Raw genomic sequence first — 19,712 nt, 5'->3', positions numbered from 1 at the left:
TAATTGGTAATCGGTGGGTATTAAGTATTAGATATTAGGGATTAGTGAAGAAAATTCTCCATTATCTTACCCATTACCTATTACCCATTACTGATTACTTAGACTCAGGAAGAATGGGAGCGCCATCAGATAAATTCTGAAGGCCTGAGACAATAACTTTTTCTCCGGGTTGTAATCCTTCTAGCACTTGATAATTATTTTTCTGGATCGCGCCCAACTTCACGGGTTTTTGCTTAGCCACAAGTTTGGGTTGTTCTGGTTGCCCTGGTTGAGGTTGTTGTGTTTGCGCCACAAACACAAAAGTTGCTCCACCCAAGCGAGAAATAGCGCTAGTGGGGATTAAAACTCCCGGACGTTCTTGCCAAATCAGATTAGCTTTGATAAATTGTCCATCCCGCAGTTGTCCTTGTGAATTGTCAAAGCTAGCTTTTGCTTGGATGCTCTGAGAATTGCTAGTGACTCTAGGCGAAATGAAGCTAATTTGACCTGTACCTAGCACCTTTCCTTGAGAATCCTTCCCTTCAACTCTCTGCCCCAAGCGTAAATCTGGCCCTCGTTCTAGCGGGATAGATAACCGCAGGTCTAGCGCTTGGTTTTGAGTAACCGTGGCAATCGTATCGCCACTCCTAACGTAGTCTCCTAACTTGACTGGGATAAGTCCGACAACGCCAGCGATGGGGGCGACAATTGTGGCATCTTTCAGTTCTTCGTTGGAAAGATTGGCGTTAGCTTCAGCTTGCCGAACCCCTGCTTGCGCTTCGGAAAGGCTGGCTTCTGCTGCTTGAATGCCTTGGGTGCTAGCATTTAAGGCGGCTTGGGCGGCGCGGATATCGCGGGTAACTTGGTCTAGTTGCGCTCTGGGCAACGCGCCTTGCTGTACGAGGGTAGAAGTGCGGCGGAGGTTTTCCTGTTGTAGTTCCACTTCAGCGACACGAGAAGCCCGTTCTGCTTCTAAGGCTTTAATTTGCGACGCGGCATTGGCACGGGTGGCGCGGGCGGCGTTAACAGCCTGGAGGACGCCAGCTAATTCTGCTTGTCTCTTTTCGCGGCTGAGTTGGACTAAGGGCTTCCCAGCCGGAACGCGATCGCCTTCAGCAACAAAAATCTGACTGACTCGTCCGTCAATTTCAGGCTTTAATACCACTGAACGTTGCGCTTCTAAAGCACCGACAAACTCGGAACTTTCCTGAATTGTCGCTGTTTCTATCGTTGATAGCTTGACAGGAACTCCTTGAGGTTGACCCGCCGCCGCCGCAGTCGCATTCGGTGCATCATTAGCACGGCTATGCCACCACCGCCAACCAAAACCTGCACCGACAATTAAAAGGATAATTCCCAGCGCCACAGACCAACGCTGTCTTTTCCTTGGTTGATACGTAGACTCATCGTTTTCTAGAGCCTGACGATCGTCTGCGATCGCAGGCTGTTCTGCGTCAATTGAAGCTGGGGAGTTTGGGGACTCAGGATCGGGCATCTTCGTTTCCTCTCCTTTTACTTAGTATTAATAGCAAACCGCTCTACGCTTAGACACCGATACTTAAAGGACTTTCAACAGCGTCGCGATTGGCTTATATAGTTTTCTTAATGGGCTTGCGGTCATTGCTACCCCACCTCAGTCTGATGATTGAGCCAGAAGAGACAGCAGATAGATATCTACATATATTAAAATCAAATGCAACAATTAATTGTATCAGTTTGATATAAATGCTGGAATTAGCTACTTTAGGTCTACTGCAACGCGAACCGCTACATGGCTACCGCTTAAAACAGCAATTAGAGCTATTCATGAGTGGTTGTATCAGCGTCAACTATGGAGCTATATATCCGCTCTTGAAGCGCCTGGAAGAACGGGGTGCAATATCAGTGCTGGTAGAGGAGGAAGGAGAAGCGGGTTCATTCCGCAAGATTTACAGCATTACAGATCAAGGGCGCGAGCGCTGGATGCACAAAATGATGGAATATCCTCATGAAAGCTGGGTGAATGCTCGCTCTCGCTTCACGATCAAGTTTTTCTTTTTTGGTCACTTAGAACCCGCAAAACGGATTAAATTGCTGGAGCATCGCCTGATGGTTTGTCGGCTGCGTCTGGAAAGCCAAGAAATGGAACCGCTGTCAGCAGAACCCTACCAGACAGAAGTTTGGCACCGATGCATGGCAGTGATTCAAAGCGAAATTGAATGGTTAAACGAACGACTGGCATTTGAGCGAACACAACCCTGTGTGGAAAGTTCAGAGCAAAGCGAGGTGGAGACGGGAATCGTTGCCACTTGAAAGACATCGAATACTGCAACCGGATGGCAAAGCCATGTGAAGGGAAATACAATGGCTATCGGCATTAGGGCTGCATCGAGTTAATGATTTCTGGCAGAATGCACCAATATCAAGCTTAGGGTTCTGCATTTTCAGGTTCTTGCCCCAAGTCACAAAAATTCGTTTGCCAAGCACATTCGCAACCCAGTATCCTTCTTAAGGTGCTTGAGCTAAAGAAAAGAAGTTTTTCTAACAGCGCAGACCAAATTCAAAAACTTATGCCAAATTCTAGTCATTCGTTTCACCGGGTAGGAACTGGTCTCATGGCTGTAGGTGCAAGTGCAGCGATCGCCATGAGCTGTGCAAAACTGAGTGTTGCACAAGAAAAGCCTCCTCTGACTCAGCCAAATCAGGCTTCAGTTGAAAGTAAGGGAACCCCGTCGGGTGACCCTACCCCAACGCTTCCCGCAATCTCTTCCCAGACGCTAAAGGAAGCCGTTAGCCGAGATGGAGCTAACTCTCCAGACTCAACGGGAGCCAAGACAGGTGTTTCCCAGTCGGCTCCAGCACAATCGCCACAGGCACCCGCCTCTCTGGATAGCCTACCCCCTGAATACCTTAACCCCAGCGCTAATCCCCTACAATTTCCTACCAGATCTGAGGAAGTGCAAATCCAAAACTTCCAACGAATTACCCTACAACAAGCTTTGGAGCTAGCACGGCGCAACAATCGGGATTTACAAGTAGCGATTCTGACCCTAGAGCGATCGCGGGCATCCGTGCGAGAATTTCGGGCGGCTGAGTTTCCAACAATCGGCGTAGAATCAAATTTTACTCGGTCAGATTCCCCGAATGCTGAGCTACAAAATCAGCGACAACAGTCATCGCCATTAAACCCATTCTTGGGGAATGATGACGATAATACCGTCTCGACATCCTTTGACACCAGCCTGCAAGTGAGTTACGAACTCTACACCTCCGGGCGGCGCGGGGCACGTATCCGGGCGGCAGAAGAACAGCTGCGATTCGATCAGTTAGAAGTAGAACGCCAGTCCGAGCAACTCCGCCTGGATGTCAGCAATGCCTACTACGATCTGCAAGAAGCCGATTCCCAAACTGAGATTTCCCAAGCAGCCGTGACAGATGCCGCCAGGAGTCTCCGGGATGCTCAATTGCTAGAACAAGCTGGACTAGGAACGCGATTTGACGTACTGCGGGCGCAGGTGCAGCTGGCAAATGCCGTGCAGGATCTCACTCGTAGCCGAAGTCAACAGAGCATTGCCCGCAGACAGTTAACGCAGCTCTTAAGTTTAGGGCAAACCGTTGAGGTGGCGGCAGCAGACGAAATTGAGGTTGCCGGGGAATGGAATCTAACTCTAGAACAAAGTATTATCCTCGCCGTGAAGAACCGAGCCGAGCTAGAACAGCTCTTGGCGCGACGGAACATCAGCCAAGAGCAAAGGCGTATTGCCCTAGCAGCAACCAGACCGCAAGTCAACCTAATTGCCAACTACAGCGTTTTAGGGGTATTAAATGACGATTTGGGGCCAGCCGATGGTTTAACGCTGGGGGCACAATTCCGATGGGATTTTTACGATGGGGGAGCTGCCAGAGCGAGAGCAAATCAGGAAAAAGCCAACATTGCGATCGCTGAAACTCAATTTGCCGACCAGCGCAACCAAATCCGCTTCCAGGTAGAACAAGCTTATTTCAACTTAAGGTCGAATGCCGAGAATATTCAAACTGCCTTTTTTGCCGTTACCCAAGCAGAAGAAAGCTTGCGTCTGGCAGAGTTACGATTTAGATCCGGCGTTGGCACCCAGACAGATGTAATTAGCGCTCAAACCGAGCTAACTCGTGCTAGAGTCAACCGTCTTACAGCGGTTCTGGATTACAATCGCTCCCTGGCAGCTCTCCAACGCAACATTAGCAATCTCCCAGATAGTCAACTTTTCGATCAGCCCGAATAGGCAGGGGAAGTGAATCGATTCTACGGTGTCTCAAAACACTACTGGCATTTCCGTAGAGATTGGCTTTGCTAAATTTGTATAATTTCTTAAGATTTGTTAATAGAAGCGAGGTGAGTTAAAAGGCGGATGGCTAACATTACATTTGTCAACGAAAATCAAGAAGCGATCGCAGCGGATGGGGCTAACTTAAGAGAAAAAGCTCTCCAGAACGGAATTGATATCTATACCTTTAGGGGAAAGATGATGAACTGCGGGGGCTACGGTCAATGCGGCACCTGCATTGTGGAAATTGTGGAAGGCATGGAAAATCTTTCGCCTCGCACTGAGGTGGAAAATCGCAAACTGAAGAAAAAGCCAGAAACCTATCGCTTAGCTTGTCAAACTCTTGTAAATGGTCCAACAAGTGTGAAAACAAAGCCGCGATAAAAAATTGAAGGTTTATTAACGCAAAGATCGTAAAGGATTTTGCAAAGTTACGCTAAGGGATGATAAATTCTGTGCGTTACTCTGCGCTTCCTTTGCATCCTCTGCGTTTAAATTTTCTCGCTCTACTGCCTAGAACCATCGTCCCAGAGGCACTAGCTTGAGAAACTCTTACTAATCTTTTGATAAATTGGCATCTTCCCTGGTTGTATGTGATTATGGCTTATCAGAAGCTCGCACCCATCTGTAATTTGCTGTAAGCCGATTGTTTGTAGCAATCGGTAACTGAGAAAAAATGTAGGGGTTTGTTGTTGTCGAATCCGATATATCGCGATAGATTATAAAAATAAGCGATATATCGCGATACGTTAACCAAAACTTACCAGGATCTAAGTATGTTCAGACCATTTCATTCACGTACTCCCATGCCAGCATGGGCAGGAGAAGGATTTGGCAATCGATTTTTCATGAGTGGGCGACATGGAGGCAGAGGTTCGTCTGGTGGTGGATGGGGAGATGAGCCTCGTACCCGTCGCGGCGATATTAAGTTCATTCTGCTGGAGCTTCTCTCTGAGCGTCCCCAGCATGGTTATGAATTGATGAAAGAGTTAGAAGCACGTCGCGGTGGCTTTCGCCGCCCTAGTCCAGGCTCTGTCTATCCAACGCTTCAGATGCTGGAAGAAGGCGGTTATTTGACCAGTGAGGAGGTCGAGGGCAAGCGAGTTTATACGATTACAGAGAGTGGCAGACAATTCTTGAGCGATCGCCACCAGCACTCTCATTCTAGAAACGCTCGCGACAGTTTTACGGAAAGTAAGCCTTCTGAATTGATTGAGTTGCGGCATACTTTAACTCAGTTGAATGATGCCGTCACCCAAGTTGCTCGAAGTGGCAATGTGGAGCAAGCCAATCGAGTACGCGATCTGCTTGTTCAGGTAAAGCGTGAGATTTACAAGCTGCTTGCAGAGCAGTAAGCATTCAAAGCTAAGCTACCAGAGCTTGTAGTGTATTGTAGTATACTCGATAAAGCTTGCATTAACTGGAGTTGATGTGGGAATGCAAATTGAACCATACGACCCTCGCCACCTTGATGCGGTTATTCGTCTTTCGCTTCGGGCATGGACTCCGGTCTTTGATTCGATTCAGAAAGCGATGAACGCTGATGTGTACCGGGCATTCTATCCCAATCATTGGCGTGTGAGCCAGCAAAAAGCTGTCGAGGATGTCTGTGCTGCGGAAGACACGAATGTATGGGTTGCTATTGATGCCGGTTCTACTGTGGGTTTTGTAGCTGTGAAACTCCATTCAGAGGACAGCATGGGTGAAATCTACATGGTTGCTGTCGATCCAGACTATCAAGGTCGCGGTATTGGTAGTGTTCTGATAGAATTCGCTCTGGGTTGGATGAAAGATGCTGGGATGTCTATTGCGATGGTTGAAACTGGAGGCGATCCGGGTCATGCCCCAGCCCATCACACCTATGAAAAGGTGGGCTTTGAGCTATTCCCAGTTGCCAGATACTTCAAGAAGCTTTAATTGCAGATGTGTTGATGAAAGCGATCGCATTGTATCCTTCAACTTAATGCGATCGCTCGTTCGTTCTTGTAAATCGTTGTTTAGAATCCGTGTCTAGTACAGTTTTGGCTCAATTAGTGTTTGTTTAGGTAATAGTACAACTCAAATACGATAAGAGCATGGAATGTAATGATAGAGGAACATACGTGGACAGACTTGCAACAACGGCAATGGATTTGTGATGTTGAAGATGTAAACCTGATACCACAAGGAGCTTCATTTGTTAGCTTGTGGAAACAGTATACAAATGGCGTTGCTATTACGCTCTCTATTCACTCTGAGGACGGTCAGTTTGTGTTGTATCGAGATGTGGGTCATGCGGCATCTGGAACAAAAAGAACTAATTGCGGTACATTTTCAACCGCAGATGCTGCGGTACACCAACTGATTCAAGAGTGCGATAGCTGGGATAATACGTGGGGTATGTAATAGCAAGCTGAGGAAAATAACGGGTGGATAAATGAGCATTGTGTCGAAAAATACCAAGGGAGGGTAAGTTGTGAAGCAAGCGCCAATTTCATCTAAATCGATTTCAGCACCGCTCGGTAAGACGATATATCCAGAACCTTATGCTTCCCTTGTGAAGGGACGACAAAAGCGAAAACTAGGTGAGTATTTCGGATTGACTCATTTTGGAGTTAATTTAACCCATCTCTTACCCGGTGCCGTTTCTGCTCTGGCTCACAGCCACTCAAAGCAAGAAGAATTTATCCTGGTATTGGAAGGCAGTCCAACGCTGGTACTAGGCGAAGAGGAATTCGTTTTGCATCCCGGTGACTGCTATGGATTTAAGGCAGGCACCGGGATCGCCCATCAACTGATTAATCGATCTGAGGAAAATGTAACCTATCTTGAAATTGGCGATCGCACTGAGGGAGATGAGGTCGAATTTCCAAATGACGATCTCAAAGCAACACAATTGCCGAATGGCGAATGGGCTTTAACGCACAAAGATGGTCGCGCTTATTAAGGTCACTATTTAACAACCGGGCGGCACCAGAACGTTCCGCGATCGCATTGTATCCTTCAACTTAATGCGATCGGCCAATCTAGTCCTGTTTGGTTTCGCATCACCTACTGATTTACAAGCAAGGAATTGACTGTAATTAATCCAACCTACAGCGAAGAGCGATCTCACTCGTTCCAATACTCCGCCTTGGCATACTCCGCGAAGGCTCCGCCTCCAGTGATCGGCAAAGTTACATCGGAATTTTCCAGAAAAAGTTTATTCTGGTGTAACGGGCAAAGGAATCGAGTAGCCCTCTCCCAAAATATGCGCGACAAACACTGTGCGAGCATAGAAAGCGCGAGAAGTGCTTCCATGACCTTGACCCTTTGTTCTTGGCTGCACAAGTTTGCCCATTCTGCCGCTAAGACTTGAAAATCCTTGAATTCTTATTATTTCCCGAACAAGGTTATAATCTGCTTTCACTTGATCATATATTTCAGGATTATCAAGATCAAAGGAGGCTACTGAATGTACAAGAGAACGCTTGTCTGCTTGACTCTCGAAAACACGAGCCACAACAACAATTTTCTGTAATTTGTTGAAGAGATGACTTTCTTCAAACTCTTTGCTTACAACTTCCACAGGATCGATCATAGTGATCGCCATCGTTTCTTTTACCCTAAGTATTCCTGTTCGTCTGGCTACTAATGGAACTAGCTTTAACTCCCAACTACCAAAATTAGGAGATCGAGACGAGTTGATAGCCAAGCCTAGATAGCGCTCAATCGTGTGACCAGCCCAGCCCTTATTTTTCTTACCTTCTTGGCTCCAAACTGTAACATTAAATTGGTCTGCTAGCTGCCGAAGATCTTTACTTACCAGTGCGGTAAGCCTATTAATCGCGTCTACTCTTTCCATAGATGACCTTGCTTCAAGGCAGGTGGCAAATCTAGTTGAACAGGTTTAGTCAGTCGTTTGATTGATAGTTCAATGTGATCTGTATCTGCTTCACAACCAATAAATTTTCGACCTAGTGACAAAGCTGCAACTCCAGTGGTGGAAGAACCCGAAAAAGGATCAAAAACCAAATCGCCTGGATTTGTACTTGCTCGAAGACATCGTGCAACAAGATCGACAGGTTTTTGTGTTGGGTGTTTACCGTAAAGTTTTTCATCTTTGTTAGGAGCAGACATTCTCCAGACGTTTTTCATCTGCTTATCGCCATTCTCAGCCTTCATCTCCTCGTAATTGAAGGTGTAGCGTTCTTTTCCTTTACGTGCCTTAGTCGCCCACAATATTAGCTCTGTTGAATGAGTAAAGCAGCGACACCCTAGATTCGGAGGTGGAGCAGGTTTTTCCCAAATAATGTCATTTAGAATGCGAAAGCCAAGCTGCTGCATAGCAAATCCAACTGATGGGTATACATGCAGAGTCCCGGTTACCCATATAGTGCCCGTTGGTTTAAGTAGACGATAGCAAGCAGCTAGCCATGCTTTGTTAAACTCATGGTCTAGCTCAACACCTTGGCTACGATCCCATTCACCTTTGTTAACTTTAACCATGCGCCCAGCGACACAGGTAATTCCATCATTTGAAAGGTTATAGGGGGGATCAGTCCAGATACAGTCAATGCTTTCAGCAGGCAGCGAAGCCATGAGTTCTAAACTATCGCCGTGGTACAGGCAGGAAAATCCATCGCTAGACTTCCATACCACCTCTGGTTTGTTCGGCTTCGTCGTGTTGTGGGCATTTTGTTCAAATTGTACCTGTGCTGTCATTAGATTTTCTTTTTGACGGGTTGTATATCAGGAGTACTGTCTATTTTAAAATAGGGATGAAAGCATATTACTTTGCTGTACTCAATAGCAGTCATAAATACTATGCGTACTATACCTGCTGGTTGCAATCCCAATGTTTAGTGTTATGACCCACTTTCCGCACCTCAAAGTGTCATACTACGAATTTTGGCTTTTTGGGGATTTTGGTTTCGTGATCGTAAAACTGATTTTCTAGTTCTTTGTATAACAAGTGACCCTTATCAGCTCACTGAACTCCGTAAAAACCGATTGTGACAGTAGGGGGTGCGGAATGTGGGTCTATATCTTATGTGGGGGATCTATTTGTTCAGAGCCAACGCATAGAGCATACGCGGTCTAAACATTGCTTTGGTGCGGACGGAACAGAGGTTATCAGTAGGTATTCGAGTTTGCTTGCCGCCGCACAACCTCACCGTTAGACCTCTATGTATGCGACATAAGCTACAGGTTGTAATCAAATAAAAGCTAATCATTGGAGGTTCTAATTGAAACTTCTAGAAATTGCAAGTACGACCAATGCTTGGAGAGTGAAGTTTGATTGCTCTATTCAGACTTTGAAATCTAATTTTGCGATCGCGTTCCTGTGTGTTGAAGGCATCGCAATTCTACGCTTCAATCTAGTCCTGTAGAGAGAGGAAAGTTTTAGAACTGACTGCTATATCCGATCCAATTGTCTGCCAATTTGAAGCAATTTTTGTGCAGATGCGGAATGGAAGAAGTAGCACTAAAACAGCCCCTCTCACAGCACCAAAGTTGAGGGCGCGAATTCTAAAAGCAAATTCTAAAAATATACCCTTCCAGTTTCATGCGATAGAAGACTAGAGCGATCGCTCTAGTAATCTCCGACTTGAGCTAGACCCCAACTAGACGGCCCAACCCTAACATTTGAGTTAAGTAGTATTAAGGTTTTGTCAGATGTCGTCCCAGTTGAACCGTAATTCAGAAGAGCTTAAGGCGCAGGAAGCTACATTGTTCGATCGTACTTTTCGAGACAGCTCTGGCAAGATTGTCATTGCTCAGCCACCCAATCTACCGCTTTTGGTTGGGTTGGCAGCGACCCTACTTCAACTTGTTCTGCCTAGCGGCAATCTCCAGACAGAAGTTGATTTAGTAGGGTTCGGTGCATTGTTCACCTGGGCATGGCAGGAGTTGTTTGAGGGGGTCAACTACTTCCGTCGGGCGCTCGGTTTGCTGGCACTGGGAGGCATTTTAGCACTCAGACTCCACATCAGTTGAGCTAGATGACCACTGCCAGACTGCGTTTGATTTCAGCCATAGATGTCTTTGGTGAATTCCTTAGCGATCGCGCTTTTGTAGAGTTGAGAATGCGATCGCCTCAATGTCTGCTCCAAGATAGCGAACCGATAGGTCGGCACTTCACTATCGTACTGTTCGGGGGAATATGGGAACCGACAGGTCGGCGCTAGGCTAACGCCTCGCTTCGCTAACGCTATCGCCCTTGCTTTGGAAAATGCGATCGCTATTTTGACTTCTTGGGATCGCACTCTCCTCAAGACAGACGCCGGATGATATGCTTAAAGGTGGTGCTTTAAAGTTAATTAGAGGCTGGGTTCAATGCAAGTTAACGATCTTGGTTTTGTCGCCAGCATCCTGTTTGTGCTGGTTCCCACAGTTTTCTTGTTGATTCTGTACATCCAAACTGCTAGCCGCGAAAGCAACAAGAATCCTTAATCATCTGTATCGAATAAAATCCCCCCGCTGTAGTATGGACAAGGCTCTTGCCATGTCCTTCTGGCGAGGGGAATTTTTTTACAGTTAGGTTTGGCTTAGGTTTGGCGTTTCTTAGGTAGTCGCGGTGCGTCCTAAGAGAACGGGACAATTTGCATAAACCCGCACATAATCCGATAGCGAAGTTCCTAGCAAGCGATCCAAGTCTGGTAAACCTTTGGCGATGGAAGGGCGGCGATCGGGAGAACCCAGCATTAACAAGTCAACATTTAATTCCTCTGCCAAACGACAGATTTCTGGGCCTGCCTTACCATTTCCGGTGACACACTTATAAGAAATGCCTTGTTTTTTGGCAGCAGCGATCGCCGGAGCAAGTACAGGATCTTTTTCAGCGTTAGCGGCTTCCTCAAAACCTGTCCGAGCCTTGTTGACGTGAACCAGAACCAACTGCCCTCCCTTTTGATCTCGCAACAGGTACAAAGCCAGATTTAAGCATTGTTGTGCCGATTCTGAGCCGTCCATTGCAACCATAATGCGGTTGATTTTCTTGACGTAAATATCGTCCTTTACCAACAACATTGGGCGGGAAGACAATTGGAAAACATATTGACTGACTGAGTTTTCTAAAATGGATTCCAGACGCTTCAGCCCCCGCGAACCCATAATAATTAAATCAGCACTTATTTCTTCTGCTACCTGGCAAACCGTATCCTTGGGATCGCCCTGCCGCAGCATGGTGTTAACGTGATTTGGATCTAGGTTCAGAGATTGGATGGCTGTAGCGAGAAGCCTGCCTCCCTCTTCCCACTTTGAAGTCATTGCCTCAGTGGTAATTTGAGAAGGAACGACGTGCAAGATGGTGACTGCTGCCCGTTGGATCGAAGGCAGTTCTATCAAAGCCTTGAGCATCTCTTTAGAATGTCCGGTTCCAGAGTCCGCCAACAAAATTTTTTCAATCATCGAAATGCCTCTTTACTCAGAAAAAATCGCTTTGCTTTTATTGCTTTCTGACCCAATGAATCGGGAAGTTGATGTTGATGAAAATGTGATAAGTGCTAACAAGAGAGACCGATTTATCTGGGAAGTATCTGGGAACTGATATTTTTCATCATTCAGCATACTTCTGATAGTGCCCTTAATTTTTAACGATTTATGACACTGCTTTAATAAGCGTAAAAAATATTAATGAATTTTTGTAAAAGAATTAATCAAAATAGTTAGAGGGCTACCCGTTGAAAGCGGGACAAAAGCGGGACAAGTGGAACTCCACCCGATCAACGGATCTATGCTTTACTGATAAGTCCAAAAGCCCTTCTCCGCGATCGCATGGCAGGGCTTTCAACTGATGTGGGTAAAGGCTAGATCAACGGATAGGGGAGTATGAATTGAGAGGAGACAAAAGTTGTCCCCGCTTGAGTAGCCAGTACGAAGAAAGAAAAAAAATTGCCAAGAAAGCGATCGCAAATGCCCCTTCCGGATCGCGTCCGTAGAATCAACTCGCCGTTTCCTAGAAAATTTGTCACTCATCAAACTTCTGACGCTCTTTCCCTTGGACGCCCCACAACAAGATAGACATCAACCATTTGCTGTTTGCCCTTGAGTGGCAATGGTCCCCAAGATTCAACCAGAAACTGGTTATCAAGATGAACCAGGGTTTCCTTGCCGATAAGGATGCGGCAGTTGCTTGGTTGGCGGTGTTTCTCGCAACTTTCTAGGCGGGCGGCAGTATTGACGCTATCGCCAATGACGCCATATTCCAAGCGGTCTTTGCCTCCTAAACTACCAACAACGACGGGACCCGTAAAAACTCCGATTCGCATCTGGATAACCGGCAAGCCACGAGTTTTCCAGTTTTGGTTCAAGTCCTCTAAAATTTCGCCGATGGCTAAAGCGCACTCTATCGAGCGCTGGGCATCAAGAGCAACTTCCTCCTTGTGGATGCGATCCATCGGCACGCCAAACACAGCCATGAAGCCATCCCCGGTAAACTTGTTGATAATGCCTTCATGGTTAATGATTTCGTGGGTAACGACATCCAGCATTTCATTTAACCATTCCAGCAAAGCTTCCGGAGGCATTTGTTCGGCAATGGTGCTGAAATCTTTTATATCTGCAAACATCATGGTTGCGATTAGCTTAATTCCTGGTAATTTCCCAGATTTAAGCAAGCGATCGCGTCCTTTCCAGAGAGCCTCAGCAACCTCCGGTGAAGTATTTTGTCCCAACAGCTTCATGATAATTTGTTGCTGCTGCTGTGCATCATAAGAGCGGTAGGTGATGACCACCCCGCTGGTGAGGATAAATCCCAGTACGGGAGCCGAGAGAGGCACCCATCCTTGCTGGGTAAACAGATAGAAGCAAGTGCCCAACAAAACCCCCAAACCAACGCCGCAGCCCAAAATTAAGACAACGGGATGCCGCAACCACCAAGCTGCGATCGCACCCAGCAGTGTCCATCCGATAATCCATAACACCTCTATCCGTTCATCCCAGAACCAAAATAGGGGTCTCTCCCCCGTGGCAGCGTCAAGGAATTGGCTGACCATCTGGGCATGAACCAAGACTCCGGGCATCTTAGCGGTTTTCTTTTCGGCTGGGCTGTAGGGGGTTGAGAAAGTATCTTTGGCGCTGGGTGCCGTTGTGCCAATCAGCACAATCTTGTTTTTCACCCAGTTCGGGTCAATCTCTCCTTTTAACACTTGGGTGAGCGTAACTTGCCGCGCCACGTTTGAGGATCGGTAATTCAGCAGAACTTGGTAGCCCCGCGCATCCACATTTTGATACCCGCCAGAGTTTGGTTGGAGCGGGACAAATACGGCTTTTGCCAGTTGAATATGATCGGGATTCTGTTGGCTGGAGTCTGGTGTGATGCCCACGCTTTCTAAATAGGCGATCGCAAGTCGTAGGGAAAATGCGAAGTAAGTGCCTGTATCATCGGAGACAAATAATAGATTGCGGCGGACAACACCATCTGCATCGAGCAGCAAATCGTTAAAACCAACTCGCTCCTCGGGAAATCCCGGCGGCGGCGACACCAGTTCCAGCTCCGTGTCGCCAAATTTCTTAATGGCAAAGATATTTTTTTCCTGGAGTTGCACCTTAAGTTCGGCATTTCCTGGCTGTTGCGGGATTTCCCGATACACATCTAAGCCAATCGTTTGGGGCTGAAAGGATTGCAACTTTGCCAATAGCTGCGCCATTGTCCGGTCGGATATAGGCCATTGTTTCTGAGTGCGAATGTCGCCTTCTGTAATGCCCACAACCAATAGCCGGGGGTCGGGACCTGGATCGGGATGTAAGCGTACCAGTTGGTCTAGAGCAATCAGTTCTAGAGGTTGTAGACCGCCCAGATGACGCACTCCCAAGACAAACCCACTCACAACAAGAGTCGCGATCGCGACCACTCGCACACCCGTGAAGTCTAACAATGCAATCTGGAGGCGATCGCTTAGATTCAATAGCGCCGATGTCTGGGATTCAAAAAAGCCTTTCATCATCGCCCTAGCCTTAGCGCAGCTAACATGGGGAGAAACAGAGGCAAAGACAGAGCCATAGCATTTTTTACTGTAGCTTTAGGGCTAATTGCGGGAATCGAAACCTGGTAAATTTACCGGCTGCTGATTTGGCATCACCACATTATGGCACTTAGGGAATGATGGGCTACACCCCTCATTCTGGGTAAACGGTCAGGAGTCAGGGAAAAAGAAAAAATCGCTAATTTCTAGGAATGGGTTTGATCGAGAGCAAAAAGCGACTTACAAATATCGCCAAACCTATACAAGTCGATGTTTATAGACAACTTCTTTCTTTCCACAAATTTACTGAATGGGGTTATTTTCCCATTCCTTCCCTGACGCCCCTGAAGTTCCTGTCCTACCTTATCTGTACTCTTTGGAGAGGTCGGAATTAAGGACTCCCAACGACTAGCTATCCCGGCTTGGGATTAACAACACATCCAAAGTGGGAGGTTATCATAGGGTGAATGTTGATATTTCTTAAAAAAAGTTATCAATGCAGTTTTCCCCCTCTGGTATGTCCGAAATCAAGAACTCCGCAATCAAAAAGGTGTTCTTTGGTCATGAGCCGACTCCTGAGTTATGCGCCATTCTAACCGTCTATTTGGTGCAGGGAATCTTGGGTTTAGCGCGTCTAGCAGTCAGCTTTTTTCTCAAAGATGAACTGTCGCTAAGTCCGGCTCAAGTTTCGGCTTTGATGGGCATTGCTGCCATCCCTTGGGTGGTAAAGCCATTATTTGGTTTTCTGTCAGATGGTCTACCATTGTTTGGCTATCGGCGGCGACCCTATCTGATTTTATCCGGACTATTGGGAGCGATTTCCTGGTTTAGTCTGGCAACGGTTGTGCATACGGCTTGGGCGGCGACCGTCGCGATCGCGCTTTCATCCCTCTCAGTAGCGGTGAGTGATGTAATTGTAGACTCGCTGGTGGTAGAACGAGCCAGGGCAGAGTCTCAGAGTGATGCCGGTTCCCTACAATCCCTCTCATGGGGTGCGTCATCGCTGGGAGGCTTAGTCACTGCGTATTTTAGCGGTTCCCTTTTGCAACACTTCGGAAGCCATACTATTTTTGCGATTACCGCTGGTTTCCCCTTAATTGTGTCAGCAGTTGCTTGGTTAATTGCAGAAGAGCCAATTAGCGATCGCCCGGATGCTTCCACCGTCGCCAACCAGATCAAACAACTGGGAAAAGCCGTTAGCCAAAAATCGATTTGGCTACCAACCGCCTTTCTGTTTCTCTTGCAAGCCACACCAACCGCAGATAGTGCCTTTTTCTACTTCACGACCAACGAACTGGGATTTGAACCAGAATTTTTGGGACGGGTACGTCTTGTCACCAGTCTCGCCTCCCTGATCGGAATTGCAATTTTTCAGCGATTTCTCAAAGCTGTCCCCTTTCGCACCATTTTCACCTGGACAACGATCATCGCCGCGGCACTTGGAATGACCACGCTGCTGCTGGTGACTCATACCAACCGCTCTTTAGGCATCGACGACCGCTGGTTCAGCCTGGGAGACAGTCTGATTTTGACAGTCATGGGACAGATTGCCTATATGCCCTTGTTGGTACTCGCAGCGCGGCTATGTCCGCCTGGAGTGGAAGCAACCTTGTTTGCGCTACTGATGTCGGTGACAAATATGGCAGGGTTATTGTCCCACGAACTGGGAGCCGTCCTCACCTATTGGCTGGGCATCACCGAAAGGAATTTTGACCATCTTTGGCAGCTGGTAGTGATTACAAATCTATCAACCCTTCTGCCGCTGCCACTGATTGGTTGGCTACCCGCAGGCAAACCGGAAACCGAGCCATCTGGGGAGATGCCAAGCTTGCAACCGTCATCAGCCATACATATACAGTCAGCACCCATCCAGCATCGGGAACGGTCTTTTGTTCCTGACTTTCTTCCAGAACTCATCCCCACAGTAGAAGAACCCGCTGACTAAAAGAGGAAGGATCGAGAGTAGGCAGTGCTGATTCCGCTTCCAGTTTCAAACTGGGAACAAGAATCAGAAGGCTGCTGCACCCAGGAGGCGGATGCAATTAAATTGAAGATTTTCGGAGGTTGGGACATCAGGAAACCCAACACTTGCATGGGATAGCGATCGCTATCCCATCCGATAAATCATTCATCCCGCCGACTTAACGTGCAGCGGCGCTAACACTTCCGTCCTCGTTCACGATCGCGTCAAGAATTTTTCTAAGCCGAACCGTTTAATATGCAAATACCCACACCAGAACGCTTTCCGGTGCCTACAGAGGTGCCCGATAAACTTCCCTACCACATCAAAAAGTGGCAAAAGGGCTATGAATCTTTGCCGCAAGAATTTGATTATTGGATTGATGACATTGAAGGGGAGATTCCCGCAGAATTAGAAGGAACCCTGTTTCGGAATGGTCCTGGGTTGCTAGATGTCAAGGGTCAACGCATCCACCACCCATTTGATGGGGATGGCATGATTGCCAGGATTGCCTTTTCAGAGGGTCGCGCCCACTTTCGCAATCGCTATGTCCGCACACAGGGCTATGTAGAAGAACAGCAAGCCGGTAAAATTCTCTATCGCGGCGTCTTTGGCACCCAGAAGCCCGGTGGTTGGCTAGCCAATGCTTTTGATGTGAAACTCAAAAATATTGCCAACACCAACGTTATTTACTGGGGGGGCAAACTCCTGGCGCTTTGGGAAGCTGCCGAACCTCATCGCTTAGACCCCAACACCTTAGAAACGCTGGGGAAAGAATATCTAGACGGAGTTTTGCAAAATGGTGACGCCTTTGCCGCCCATCCTCGCATTGACCCTAAATGCGATCGCTTCGGGGGTGCCCCTGGCTTAGTGAACTTTGCGATTAAGCCGGGTCTTTCCAGCACCATCATCATCTATGAATTAGATGTGGATGGCAAAGTTGTGCAGCGAAACTCTCACAGCGTTCCTGGCTTCGCCTTCATTCATGACTTTGCGATTACGCCCAATTACTGCATCTTCTTCCAAAATCCCGTTTCCTTCAACCCAGTACCATTCCTGTTAGGATTTCGGGGTGCTGGTGAGTGTGTCAAGTTCCAACCGGAGCAACTCACTCGGATTGTGGTGATTCCCCGCAACCCGCAACCAGGGGAAAAAATGCAAATTTTTGAAACTCAGTCGGGTTTTGTCTTCCACCATGCCAATGCCTTTGAGCAAGGGGACGAAATTTGCATTGACTCAATTTGCTATGAGTCTTTTCCAGAGGTTGAGCCGGAATCAGACTATCGAGAGGTGGACTTTCAGGCGCTATCCCCCGGACAAATGTGGCGGTTCCAGTTGAACTTAAAGGATAAAGATAAAACGGTACGGCGGAGGCTTTTAGAAAGCCGTTGCTGCGAGTTTCCCTTCGTTCATCCCGAACGAGTCGGACGCCCTTATCAGTATCTATATCTAGGTGCAGCTCATGCTGCCCAAGGCAATGCACCTCTCCAAGCTATCCTCAAGGTGGATTTAAAAACAGATCGTCGCCAACTCTGGAGTGCAGCACCCCAAGGCTATGTTAGCGAACCGATTTTTGTGCCTCGTCCGGGTGCTACAGGTGAAGATGAGGGTTGGGTGCTGACGTTAGTGTACGACTCTACTCACCACCGCTCTGATGTCGTTATTTTAGATGCCGCACACGTCGATCGAGGTCCGGTGGCGCGATTGCACTTGAAGCATCATATCCCTTACGGGTTGCATGGCAACTTCACGTCCCACGGCTTTGCGCCCAGCCACTAGCTCTCTCGTCAGTCAATTTTGGATTTTAAAGCGATTATGGAGAAGTGAGCGATCGCTACTCTAAAACCTAAAATTGACTGACCGTTGTAGTATAAAGCTTTGCAAACTTCGTAATCTTTATCTTCTGTTTATGTGTCAAGACGGGATAAGTTTGGCAAAGTTCTCCCAAGCGGAGCTGGGATGAAATTCAGCATCGTTATTACGACTTATAACCGCCTTTCATTGCTAAAACGGGCAATTGACACCTCGCTTGCCCAAACGCTGCCCTGTGAAGTCATTGTTGTGGATGACTGCTCTTCGGATGGTACCCAAGACTATGTGACCAGTTTAGTGGCAGCACTTCGTGCCAAAGGTGACGAACGCCTCGTTTATCACCGCAATCAGGTTAATCTCGGTCACTCCGCGACGATGAATGCAGGAGTGCAGCTTGCCAGAGGCGAGTGGATTAAGCCGGTTGATGATGATGACTATTTAGCACCGAATTTTCTAGAGGAAATGAATCGGGCGATCTCGTTGTGTCCAGACGCTGTCATCGCTTCTTGTCAGGCGGCGCAGGTTGATGTCAACGAAATCGAACTCTACAGAACCAAACGAATTGGTCCTGGTAAAGCCTTCGCGATTCCCCAAGAAGACCTTCATTTTGGGATGCTATTAGAACTTATCCCTTTTGGCACTCCTATTCAAGTAGTCTTCGCTCGTTGGGCTTTTCTGAAATCTGGCGGTTGGGATTCTCGCTTAGATGCAAACTTCGATGACATTGATTCTTGGATCAAAATTGCCCAGTTTGGGGATGCTGTTTTTGTAAACGAGTGTCTTGCTTATCGCACGATTTGGCCGGGAGCTTACAACCAAAAATTTCCTCTAAAAACTAGGCTGGCTACCAATATTTTGATGAAGGAGAAAATCTATGCTTTGGTGAGTGAAAGTCACCGCACAGAAACTCCTCCAATTGAAAATATTCAAGCTTATATTAAACTGCATTGGAGTCTGGTGGCTCTCAAGCAAGGAAGAATTTTGAGCGCCATCAAAATGGCATTCCCATCAGTTTTTTCCCTGTCTGCTTGGAAGCTTTTAGCGATTAACAATTTATCCCATCCTCAGCAACCCTTTTCGCGTCAAAAGCAGCTTGCTTCTCAGGGGTTGCTGCCTGCATCGATTCCCCAGACTGAATCCATGCATGGGTCGATTACTCCAAAGACTCGTTTTAAGATAGCGCATCTTCAAGAATTACGCATTTCTCTAAAATTCCGCTGTAGCCAGATTGCTCTCAGACAAGGAAAAATTTTCAGTGCTATCAAAATGGCTTTCAATGCTGTTTCGTTGCTAATTGCCTGGAAGGTCTTCGATAGAGCTGATTTCCCTCAGGCTGTTAGTAAAAAGCACCCGATTCAAAAGCATTTCCTAGAAAAAAATATTCTGGTGATGGAAAAAATATATGCTTTAGTGAGTGAAAAGCATCAAGCTAGTATTTCCAATTTACAAAACTGGCGGGCTTATTTTAAGCTGCGTGCAGCATTTTTAGCAGTTCAGCAAGGGAAGTTAGCGATCGCGTCTCAAATGGCATTCCCGGCTATATTTTCCTTCGCTGCTTGGAAGCTATTAATCAAAGTTATTTTATTGCGGCAGCGCCATCATAAAGAACCCCTAATTCGCCGGTTAGTGCTATACAGATTACCAGAAGGCAAAAATCAGGATTGAATGGGGAAATCGTGACATTTCAACATTGGTAAAAATATTACTTTTTCTCTTTCCCTCCGGCTCAACCGCCTTTTTTTATTCTAAATA

Annotated in this window: 18 protein-coding genes; 12 read left to right on the top strand and 6 right to left on the bottom strand. The window is 47.1% G+C overall.

The features are described 5' to 3' along the window. Nucleotides 1-94: 94 nt before the first annotated feature. On the bottom strand, nt 95-1,474 hold the full coding sequence (locus tag H6H02_RS00685) for an efflux RND transporter periplasmic adaptor subunit (RefSeq protein WP_190813661.1): 1,380 nt from the start codon (nt 1,472-1,474) through the stop codon (nt 95-97). 230 nt (nt 1,475-1,704) lie between these two features. Between H6H02_RS00685 and H6H02_RS00680 the strand changes: the two genes are divergently transcribed. The 7 genes from H6H02_RS00680 (at nt 1,705) to H6H02_RS00650 (ending at nt 7,188) form a co-directional block, all read left to right on the top strand. Beyond that, entirely contained in the window at nt 1,705-2,271 is a 567-nt protein-coding gene (locus tag H6H02_RS00680) for a PadR family transcriptional regulator (RefSeq protein WP_190813660.1), read from the top strand. 257 nt (nt 2,272-2,528) lie between these two features. Beyond that, entirely contained in the window at nt 2,529-4,220 is a 1,692-nt protein-coding gene (locus tag H6H02_RS00675) for a TolC family protein (protein ID WP_242040491.1), read from the top strand. A 126-nt stretch (nt 4,221-4,346) separates the two neighbouring features. Beyond that, nucleotides 4,347-4,646, top strand: coding sequence for a 2Fe-2S iron-sulfur cluster-binding protein (locus H6H02_RS00670; RefSeq protein ID WP_190414681.1), 300 nt, complete (start codon nt 4,347-4,349; stop codon nt 4,644-4,646). Nucleotides 4,647-5,038: 392 nt separating this feature from the next. Then, the gene (locus tag H6H02_RS00665; protein WP_190813659.1) at nt 5,039-5,617 is read left to right on the top strand and encodes a PadR family transcriptional regulator; all 579 of its coding nucleotides are present in this window, start codon (nt 5,039-5,041) and stop codon (nt 5,615-5,617) included. Nucleotides 5,618-5,699: 82 nt separating this feature from the next. After that, on the top strand, nt 5,700-6,179 hold the full coding sequence (locus H6H02_RS00660; RefSeq protein ID WP_190813657.1) for a GNAT family N-acetyltransferase: 480 nt from the start codon (nt 5,700-5,702) through the stop codon (nt 6,177-6,179). A gap of 168 nt (nt 6,180-6,347) precedes the next feature. Continuing rightward, nucleotides 6,348-6,647 carry a hypothetical protein gene (locus tag H6H02_RS00655; RefSeq protein WP_190813655.1) on the top strand — a complete coding sequence of 100 codons (300 nt, stop codon included), beginning with the start codon at nt 6,348-6,350 and terminating at the stop codon, nt 6,645-6,647. A 70-nt stretch (nt 6,648-6,717) separates the two neighbouring features. Next, complete coding sequence (locus tag H6H02_RS00650; protein ID WP_190813653.1) at nt 6,718-7,188, top strand: cupin domain-containing protein; 471 nt, start codon at nt 6,718-6,720, stop codon at nt 7,186-7,188. Nucleotides 7,189-7,443: 255 nt separating this feature from the next. Here H6H02_RS00650 and H6H02_RS00645 read toward each other — a convergent pair whose 3' ends face one another. Together H6H02_RS00645 and H6H02_RS00640 are read right to left on the bottom strand one after the other, a co-directional pair. Continuing rightward, the gene (locus tag H6H02_RS00645) at nt 7,444-8,085 is read right to left on the bottom strand and encodes an MvaI/BcnI family restriction endonuclease (protein ID WP_190813651.1); all 642 of its coding nucleotides are present in this window, start codon (nt 8,083-8,085) and stop codon (nt 7,444-7,446) included. After that, nucleotides 8,073-8,945, bottom strand: coding sequence for a site-specific DNA-methyltransferase (locus H6H02_RS00640; protein WP_199328908.1), 873 nt, complete (start codon nt 8,943-8,945; stop codon nt 8,073-8,075). Before H6H02_RS00640 ends, H6H02_RS00645 begins: the two co-directional genes overlap by 13 nt. Nucleotides 8,946-9,899: 954 nt before the next feature. On the opposite strand from H6H02_RS00640, the gene H6H02_RS00635 reads away from it, so the two are divergent. Then, nucleotides 9,900-10,220: a hypothetical protein gene (locus H6H02_RS00635; RefSeq protein WP_190813648.1), complete on the top strand. Its 321-nt coding sequence runs from the start codon at nt 9,900-9,902 to the stop codon at nt 10,218-10,220. A 32-nt stretch (nt 10,221-10,252) separates the two neighbouring features. On the opposite strand, the gene H6H02_RS00630 is transcribed toward H6H02_RS00635, so the two are convergent. Then, complete coding sequence (locus H6H02_RS00630; protein ID WP_190813644.1) at nt 10,253-10,489, bottom strand: hypothetical protein; 237 nt, start codon at nt 10,487-10,489, stop codon at nt 10,253-10,255. Between the two features lie 70 nt (nt 10,490-10,559). On the opposite strand from H6H02_RS00630, the gene psbM reads away from it, so the two are divergent. Beyond that, entirely contained in the window at nt 10,560-10,676 is a 117-nt protein-coding gene (gene psbM, locus H6H02_RS00625; RefSeq protein WP_190414683.1) for a photosystem II reaction center protein PsbM, read from the top strand. Between the two features lie 111 nt (nt 10,677-10,787). On the opposite strand, the gene H6H02_RS00620 is transcribed toward psbM, so the two are convergent. Continuing rightward, complete coding sequence (locus H6H02_RS00620) at nt 10,788-11,633, bottom strand: universal stress protein (protein WP_190813642.1); 846 nt, start codon at nt 11,631-11,633, stop codon at nt 10,788-10,790. Nucleotides 11,634-12,199: 566 nt separating this feature from the next. Further along, nucleotides 12,200-14,170, bottom strand: a complete 1,971-nt coding sequence (locus H6H02_RS00615; RefSeq protein ID WP_242040490.1) for an adenylate/guanylate cyclase domain-containing protein — start codon at nt 14,168-14,170, stop codon at nt 12,200-12,202. Between the two features lie 514 nt (nt 14,171-14,684). On the opposite strand from H6H02_RS00615, the gene H6H02_RS00610 reads away from it, so the two are divergent. The 3 genes from H6H02_RS00610 to H6H02_RS00600 all read left to right on the top strand — a co-directional run bounded on the left by H6H02_RS00610 (nt 14,685) and on the right by H6H02_RS00600 (nt 19,625). Further along, nucleotides 14,685-16,133 carry a folate/biopterin family MFS transporter gene (locus H6H02_RS00610; RefSeq protein WP_190813640.1) on the top strand — a complete coding sequence of 483 codons (1,449 nt, stop codon included), beginning with the start codon at nt 14,685-14,687 and terminating at the stop codon, nt 16,131-16,133. A gap of 273 nt (nt 16,134-16,406) precedes the next feature. After that, the gene (locus H6H02_RS00605; RefSeq protein WP_190813638.1) at nt 16,407-17,927 is read left to right on the top strand and encodes a carotenoid oxygenase family protein; all 1,521 of its coding nucleotides are present in this window, start codon (nt 16,407-16,409) and stop codon (nt 17,925-17,927) included. 180 nt (nt 17,928-18,107) lie between these two features. Continuing rightward, entirely contained in the window at nt 18,108-19,625 is a 1,518-nt protein-coding gene (locus H6H02_RS00600) for a glycosyltransferase family 2 protein (protein WP_190813636.1), read from the top strand. The last annotated feature ends 87 nt before the right edge of the window (nt 19,626-19,712 follow it).

The sequence above is a fragment of the Coleofasciculus sp. FACHB-1120 genome (assembly GCF_014698845.1).
Lineage (GTDB): Bacteria > Cyanobacteriota > Cyanobacteriia > Cyanobacteriales > FACHB-T130 > FACHB-T130.
The sequence above is the reverse complement of the archived record's forward strand: the minus strand, read 5'-3'. Positions and strand labels throughout refer to the sequence as shown.